Below are 8577 nucleotides of genomic sequence, written 5' to 3'. Positions count from 1 at the left end.
TCGTTCATCACGCCTTTGGGCAGCCCTGTCGAGCCGGAGGTGTAGATCACGTAGGCCAGATGGTGCGGTGTCAGCGTTGCCACGACCGGGTTGCTTGCGGACTGTGCGTCCCAGATCGGCTGATCCAGGTCGATGATCCGGCCGCTTTCCGGCACATGGCGCGTTGCGGCATGCACTAGCACCGCCACCGGCGCATTGTCGCTCAACATGTGCCGCACACGTTCCGCCGGATAATCCGGATCGACCGGTACGTAGGCGCCGCCGGCCTTGAGGATGGCCAGCAGCCCAACCACCATCGACAGCCCTCGTTCGACGCAGATCGCGACGCGATCATCAGGTTTCACACCAAGGCCGATCAGGTGGTGCGCCAAACGGTTAGCCTGCTCGTTGAGCTGTCGATAGCTCAAGGCGCCCTCTTCAGCCTGCACCGCCACGGCATCTGGGGTGCGTTCGACCTGCGCCTCGATCAGCCCATGCAGCGTCTGCTCAAGGTGGTAGTCCACCGCTGTTTCGTTGAAGTCCACCAGCACTCGCTGGCGTTCATCCGCTTCCAGCACCGGCAGGCGCTGCAACGCCAGCTTCGGCTCATGCTCCAGCGCCGCGACCATGGCCTCCAGCACCCTTTTCATCTGCCCGCAGATCCGCGCCGCGCCAATCTCCGCCGGGGTCATGGCCACCAGGCGGAAGCCATCACCCGGATCGTCCACGTTCAAGCCCAGCGGATAGTTGCTGCGCTCCTGGCTTTCGAGGTTGTCGATACCCTCGGTCGCCTTGCGCTGGCTGGCACTGACCTGGGTGCTGTGGCGGTAATTGAGCATCGCGCTGAACAGCGGCAACGGCGCAGCCACACCGCTGCAACGTTGGGCCAGGGCCAGGGAAGCATGCTCGTGGGCCAGCAGCGCGCTCAGGCGCTGATGGGCCGCTTGCGCACCTTCACGCAGGCCGATGCCTGCCAGGTCGATGCGCAGCGGCAAGGTGTTGATGAACATCCCCAGCGCCCGTTCGGCACCCTCACCGCCTTGCAGACGACCGAGCAGCACGGTGCCGAACACCACGCTGTCCCTGCCGCTGGCCGCTGCCAGCAGGCGCGCCCAGGCCAGATGGAACAGGCTGGCCACACTGATGCCCAGTTGCCGCGCTTGTTGGCGCAGGCGCTGGGCCAGGTCATCGCGCAACCACAGCTGGGCTTCCTCGATGTCCCGGCCATCACCCTGCACATCGCTCAGGCCGAACGGCAAAGTCGGCTCGTCGATATCGCCCAGCTGCGAGCGGAAGAACGCTTCGTGCTCGGCCTGGCTCACGCCCAGACGAGCCTGTGCCACGTAATTGCGGTAAGGCACCGGGGCATGGGCAGGTTCCGTGTCGCCCTGCAGGTAGCCGATCAACTCTTCGCCGACCACCTCCATGGCGGTGTGGTCGAGGACGATGTGGTGGAACTGCAGGGTGGCTTCGATGGCCTGTTCGGTGTGGGTGTAGATCAGGCGTATCAGCGGGGCCTGGCTCAGGTCGAGGCTGTGGCTTGCCGTGCCTTCGTAGACGCCCAGCGGCGCTTTGCGCCAGACCACTTGCACCGGCTGCGGCAGGCCTTCCCAGAGGATGGCGGTACGCAGCACGTCGTGGCGCGCGATAACCTTGTCCAGCGCCGCCGCAAAGTTGTCCAGGTGCTCGCGGCTGGCGAAGGAGAAGCGCGACTGCAGCACGTAGGGGTCATGCTTCGCTGCGCTGAGGTGGTGGTAGAGGATGCCTTCCTGCAGCGGTGCCAACGGGTAGATATCCTGCACGTTGGCGGCACCGCCCGGCACCTTGGCGATAATACGCTCGATGGCAGTGGGCGCCAGCGCTACCAACGGCAGCATGTCCGGGGTGATGTGCGTGCAGCCGGCCGGGATCAGGTTGCCCGGCACCTCCACATGCCGTGCCTTGCCCAGCGTCGCCGCCAACGCGGCAATGGTCGGCTGGCCGAACAGTGTACGCACATCAACCTGCAGGCCATCACGGCGCAACCGCGCGGTGAGGTTCACGGCCAGCAGCGAATGGCCGCCCAACTCGAAGAAATTGTCATGCCGGCCCACCTGCGCCACACCCAGCATCTCGGCCCATGCCTGAGCCAACGCGTTTTCCACGGTGCCTTGCGGGGCCACGTAGGCCTGGCTGCAGACCAGTTCCGGGGATGGGTCGGGCAAGGCGTTGCGGTCGAGCTTGCCATGGCTTGTCAGCGGCAAGGCATCCAGTTGAATGAACGCCAGCGGTACCAGGTGCGACGGGAGGCTCGCCTGAAGCGCCTCGCGCAGTGCTTCCAGCGGCGCCGCCCCGGTGAACCAGGCAAGCAGCCGCTCATCACGCACCAGTACCACGGCATCATTGATGCCCGGCTGCGCCGCCAGTACGGCTTCGATCTCCCCAAGCTCCACGCGCACGCCACGGATCTTCACCTGGTCGTCGTTACGGCCCAGGTAATCCAGGGTCCCATCGGCATTCCAGCGCACCAGGTCACCGCTGCGGTACATCCGCCCATCGCGGTTGGCACTGAACGGGTCGGCCAGGAACCGCTGCTCGGTCAGCTCGGGGCGGTTCAGGTAGCCCCGGGCGACACCCGAACCACCGATGTAGAGTTCGCCGACGGCGCCGACCGGCACCGGCTGGCGATGCTCGTCGAGCACATAGACGCGGGTGTTGGCGATCGGCTGGCCGATATGCAGGGCGCCCCCCGCTTGCAGTTGCCCAGACGTGGCAACCACAGTGGTTTCGGTCGGGCCATAGTTGTTGACCAGCGTAAAGCCCGGTTCCCGGTCGAATTGGCGCAGCCGGTCACCACCGACCAACAAGGTGCGCAGGGTCGGGTGCTGGCGTTCGCGGCGCAGGGCCTGCTCGGCCACCGGCGTGGGCAGGAAGCTGACCTGCAACGGTTGCGCCAGCCACCAGTCGAGCAGTTCGTCGACATGCTCGCCGGCGATGCGTGCAGGCGGCAGGTGCAGCACCGCGCCGCTGCTCAGCGCGGGCCACACTTCCCAAGCCACGGCATCGAAGCCGAAACCGGCCACCGTGCTGGTATGGCTGCCGGCCGCCAGGTCGAAGGCCGCGCAGTGCCAGTGCACCAGGTTGGCCAGGGTAGCGTGTTCGACCATCACCCCCTTGGGTTGCCCAGTGGAGCCAGAGGTGTAGATCACATAGGCCAATTGCTGGTCGTCCAGGCCCGCGACGTGCGGGTTGCTGTCCGTCTCCCCCTGCCAGTCATCGCGGTCCAGTTCGACCCGGGGCGTATCGCCGAGCAGGCCCCGCGTGGTCGCGTCAGCCAGCACCAGCGCAGGGGCGCTGTCCTGCAGCAGATAGGCAATACGCTCGGCGGGGTAGCCAGGGTCCACTGGCACATAGGCAGCACCGGCCTTGAGCACGGCCAGCAAACCGACCAGCCGCTCGAGGCTGCGCGGCAGGCACAGGGCAACCCGGTCGCCCAGTTGCACGCCACGGCGGATCAGGTAATGGGCCAGGCGGTTGGCGCTGCGGTTGAGCTCGCCATAGCTCAGCACCTGGCCGTCCTGCACCAGGGCTGCCGCTTGCGGTGCGCGGGCCGCCTGGGCTTCGACCAGGGCATGCACGAGCTGGCCCTGCGGGTAGCGGCGCTGGGTGGCGTTGAAGCCTTCCAGCACCTGCTGGCGAGCTGTTTCGTCGAGGATCGACAGTGCGTCCACGCAGATGTCTGCGCCTTGCGCCAAGGCTCTGCTGAGTTGGCTCAGCGCCTGGCTCATCCACTGCGCGACACGCTCGGCGCCGATCCCTTCCTGAGCCAGCACGCTTAGGGTGAAGGCTTCACCCAGGTCATCGACGCTGAGGGTCAGCGGGTAGTTGCTGCGCTCTTCACCCCCCAGCAGGCGCACGCCCTGCACGCTGGCATCGTCCTGGGCAGGCGTGCCGGCGCTGCTGTGGCGGTAGTTGAACAAAGCGCTGAACAATGGCAGCGCCGCCGACACGCCACTGCAGCGCTGGGCCAACGCCAGCGATGCGTGTTCGTGGCCGAGCAATGCCGACAACCTTTGATGGGTGACCTGCACGGCCTGCAGTACAGGCGCGGCAAGGTCGATGCGCAGCGGCAAGGTATTGATGAACACACCCAGGGCACGGTCGGCACCTGCGCCACCTTGCAGGCGGCCCATCAGCACGGTGCCGAACACCACGTCACTGCGGTTGGCCAGTACGCCAAGCACCCGCGCCCAGGCCAGATGCGCCAGGCTCGCGGCACTTACCCCAAGGCGCCGGGCCTGCTCGCGCAGTTGCCGAGCCACGCCAGCGTCGAGCGGCAGGTGCGCCTCTTCGATGGCGCGCCCGTCGCCCTGCACATCGGCCAGGCCGAACGGCAGGGTCGGCGCATCGAGGTCGCCGAGCATGTCACGGAAGAACGCCTCGTGGCCGGCGTCATCAGCGCCCAGGCGCGCCTGGGCGACGTAGGTGCGGTAAGGCACCGGCGCGGCCAGTTGCCCGCCGTTGCCGGCCAGCAACGCCTGCATTTCCCCGGCAATCACCGCCATGGCGGTGTGGTCGAGCGCCAGGTGGTGGAACTGCAGGATCGCCACCACGCGCTGGTTGGCCGGGTCGTCGGCATGCACCAGGCGCATCAGCGGCGCACGCGACAGGTCAAGGCGCTGGTGACGGGCGTCGAAGCGGGCCTGCAAGGCATCGATCGGCGAAGCACCGGTCAGGTCGGTAATGGCCGTCACCGCCATGCGCGCTTCACGCCAGACCACTTGCACCGGTTGTTCCAGCCCCTCGGTCACGACCGAAGTGCGCAGGATGTCATGACGGTCGATGACCTGCTGCAGCGCCCCGGCCCAGGCGTGCAGGCGGGCCAGGCTGTCGAAGGCCAGGCGCGACTGCAGCAGGTACGGGTCACCCTGCTCGGCACTCAGGTGGTGATAGAGAATGCCCTCCTGCAGCGGTGCCAGCGGGTAGATTTCCTGAATATTGGCGGCGCCGCCCGGCACGCTGGCGACGATGCGGTCGATGCTGGCCTGGTCGAGGTCGATCAGGCTGAGCATGGCCGGGGTGATCTGGCGGGCGTCGCGGGGCACGCGGTTGGCCGGCACCTGCACCTCGCGCCCGCTGCCCACGGCTGCGGCCAGGGCCGCCAGGGTCGGCTGGGCGAACAGCACGCGCACATCGGCGCTAAGGCCCGCCTTGCGCATGCGCTCGACCAGGGTCACGGCCAGCAGCGAATGACCACCCAGCTCGAAGAAGTGGTCGTGGCGCCCCACTTGCCCGACCTTGAGCACATCTGCCCAGATCGCTGCCAGGGTGCGCTCCACCTCACCTTGCGGCGCCTCGAAGGCGCGGCTGAGCACAGCGTTGCTGTCCGGCAGCGGCAGCCCCCGGCGGTCGAGCTTGCCGTTGGCGGTCAGTGGCAGCGCGTCGAGGCGTACATAGGCCGCTGGCAGCATATAGTCCGGCAGCTGGCCTTGCAGTTGCCCGTGCAGCTCGGCGATGGCTGGCGCAGGCTCTGTTGCCGTGAAGTAGGCGACCAGGCGCTTGTCGCCCGGTGTGTCCTCGCGCAGCACCACGGCCGAGTCAAGAACACCGGCGCAGTTGCCCAGGCACGCCTTGATCTCACCCAGTTCGATACGGAACCCCCGCAGCTTGATCTGCTGGTCGGCGCGGCCGAGGTAGCGCAAGGTGCCGTCGGCTTGCCAGCACACCCGATCACCGCTGCGGTACATGCGCGCGCCAGGCTCGGGGCTGAACGGGTCGTCCAGGAAGCGTTCGGCGGTCAGCGCCGGCTGGCCCAGGTAGCCCAGGGCAACGCCATCGCCACCGATGTACAGCTCACCCACCGCGCCGACCGGCAGCGGCTTCTGGCGGGCATCGAGGACATAGCAGCGGCCGTTACCGATCGGTTTGCCGATCGGGATACTGCCCTCACCCACCTCGATAATTTCGTGGGTGGTGCTGAAGGTGGTGGCCTCGGTAGGCCCGTAACCATTGAGCAGGTGAGCCGGCGCACCTTCGCGCAGCACCCGAGCGATCACCGCCGGGTCCAGCACATCGCCGCCGACCATCAGGTAACGCAGTTTGGCCAGCGCCGGCAGCAGGTCGCCGGCAAACTGGTGGAACAACCCGGCGGTCAGCCACAACACGCTCACGCCCTGCTCCAGCAACACCGTGCGCAATGCCTCGCGCGACAGCACCTGATGCTGGTCGATGACCACCACGGCGCCCCCGTTGAGCAGCGGCGCCCAGACTTCCAGGGTACTGGCGTCGAACGCCGGGTTGGAAGCGAAGGCAACCCGGTCCTGGCTGTCGAAGGCGGCGAAACCATTGTTGATCACCAGCCGCACGATGGCCCGGTGCGGCACCTGCACGCCTTTGGGGGTGCCGGTGGAGCCGGAGGTATACATGATGTAGGCCGCGCTGCCCGCGTTCACCACCAGGCCCGGCGACTGCAGCGGGTAGCCCGCGAGGTCCTGCAGGTCCAGCTCGACACGCAGGGCCTGGCCCAGCTGCGGCTCGCTGCTGTGGGTCAGCAGCACCTTGGCCTGGCTGTCGGCAACCATGAACGCCTGGCGTTCGAACGGGGCGTTGCTGTCCAGCGGCACATACACCGCTGCACACTTGCTCACCGCCAGTTGCGCCGCCAGCAAGTCGACGCTGCGCGGCAGCAGCAGCGCGACGCGGTCGCCCGGGCGAACATCCAGTGCCAGCAGGTGATGGGCCAGGCGATTGGCGCGCTGGTCGAGTTGCTGGTAGCTGCAGCGGTGCTCGCCGTGAATCACCGCAAGCGCATCTGGGCTGAGCGCAGCAACGGCAGCGAACAGGGTGTGCACTGCATGCTCGCGGGGGTAATCCCGGCGGGTGGCGTTGAAACCGTGCAACACCAGCTCACGATCGGCGGGCGCCAGGCAGCTGACTTGCTGCAGGGCGGTCGCAGGCGTGTGCTCCAGCGCGTTGGTCAATTGTTCCAAGGCGGTGCCCAGCAGCCGGCACACCTGCTCCCCGTCCACATCCGGCACCGCCTGCACCGTGAGGACGAAGGCATCGCCCAGGTCATCGACGTTGACGACCAGCGGGTAGTTGCTGCGCTCGTGTGCGGACAGTTGCTCGATGCCCTGCCAGGCTTCGCGCAGCTCGGCCTTGGCCGGTGCGCTGTGACGGTAGTTGAGCAGGCTGGTGAACAACGCTTGGGTCGCCGGCACGCCGCTGCAACGCTGGGCCACCGCCAGGGACGCGTGTTCATGGGCAAGCAGCCGGGCCAGGCGTTGATGGGTAAGGCGCACGCCATCAGCGGCCCCAACTGCCCCGACGCTGACCCGCAACGGCAAGGTGTTGATGAACATGCCCAGCGCCCGCTCGGCGCCTTCGCCGCTCTGCAGGCGGCCCAGCAGTACGGTACCGAACACCACGTCCTGGCGCCCGGACAGCTGCGCCAGGACCTGGCCCCAGGCTTGGTGGACCAGGCTGGCTACGCTGATGCCAAGTTGCCGGGCTTGCTCGCGCAGGCGCCTGGCCAGGTTGGCATCGAACGCCTGGCGGCTATCGAGCACGCGGCTGCCATCGCTGTGCGCGGAACGCAGGCCGAAGACTTCGGTCGGCTCGTCGATATCACCCAACAATTCGCGGAACAGCATTTCTTCAGCCTGGCCGTCGCCGCCGAGGCGTGCCTGGGCCACGTAGTTGCGGTAGGGAACGCTGGCATGGGGCAGCGGCTGGTTGTGCAGTACCGCAGTGACTTCGGCCACCAGATGTTCGACCGCCGCGTGGTCGAGGATGATGTGGTGGATCAGCAGGGTCGCCTCGATGCGGCCATTGATGCCCGTCGTGGGGCGCAGGCGGATCAGTGGCGCGGTACCCAGCTCAAGCACCGCGGTTTTGCCTTCGCGGGGCAAGCCCGCTCCCACAGAAGAGACTTTGCGCCAGACCACTTGCACAGGCTCTTCGAGGTGCTGCCAGTGGATGCTGGTGCGCAGGATGTCGTGGCGCGCAATCACCTGATCCAGGGCAGCGGCAAAGGCGTCCAGTGTGCCTTGGTCCGGGAAGGCGAAGCGGGCCTGCAGCACGTAGGGGTCAGCTCCCTCGCTGGCCAGGTGGTGGTAGAGGATGCCTTGCTGCAGCGGCGCCAGGCCGTAGATGTCCTGGATGTTGCATGCACCGCCGGCCACCTGCGCCATCAGCGTGTCGAGCGATGCCTGCGATAGGTCGGCCAGGGGCAGCATGGCGGGGGTGATGTACGTGCAATCAGCCGGGATACGGTTGGCGGGCACCTTGAGGCCGGTCTCGCCGCTCACTGCCGTAGCCAGCGCGGCCAGGGTCGGCTGGCCGAACAGCACGCGGATATCGGCGTGCAGGCCTTTTTGGCGCAGGCGCGAGGTAAGGCTGACGGCCAGCAGCGAATGGCCGCCCAGTTCGAAGAAGTTGTCGTGCCGCCCTACCCGCTCCACGCCCAGCAGTTCGGCCCAGATCGCGGCCAGCAGGGTTTCGGTTTCGCCTAGCGGGGCTTCATACGCACGTTCCTGGATCGCATCAGGCTCAGGCAGGGCCTTGCGGTCCAGCTTGCCGTTGGGGCTCAAAGGCAGAGCTTCGAGGTGCATGAACAGC

At 67.3% G+C, this 8577-nt stretch carries 1 protein-coding gene; it reads right to left on the bottom strand.

Annotated features, from left to right (window positions below):
• The coding region (locus F6X61_RS25810) for an amino acid adenylation domain-containing protein (protein ID WP_153789131.1) at positions 1–8577 on the bottom strand (8577 nt) is incomplete at both ends.

Origin of the sequence: Pseudomonas sp. EMN2, assembly GCF_009650555.1 — a bacterium.
Classification (GTDB): Bacteria; Pseudomonadota; Gammaproteobacteria; order Pseudomonadales; family Pseudomonadaceae; genus Aquipseudomonas; species Aquipseudomonas sichuanensis.
The sequence above is the reverse complement of the archived record's forward strand: the minus strand, read 5'-3'. Positions and strand labels throughout refer to the sequence as shown.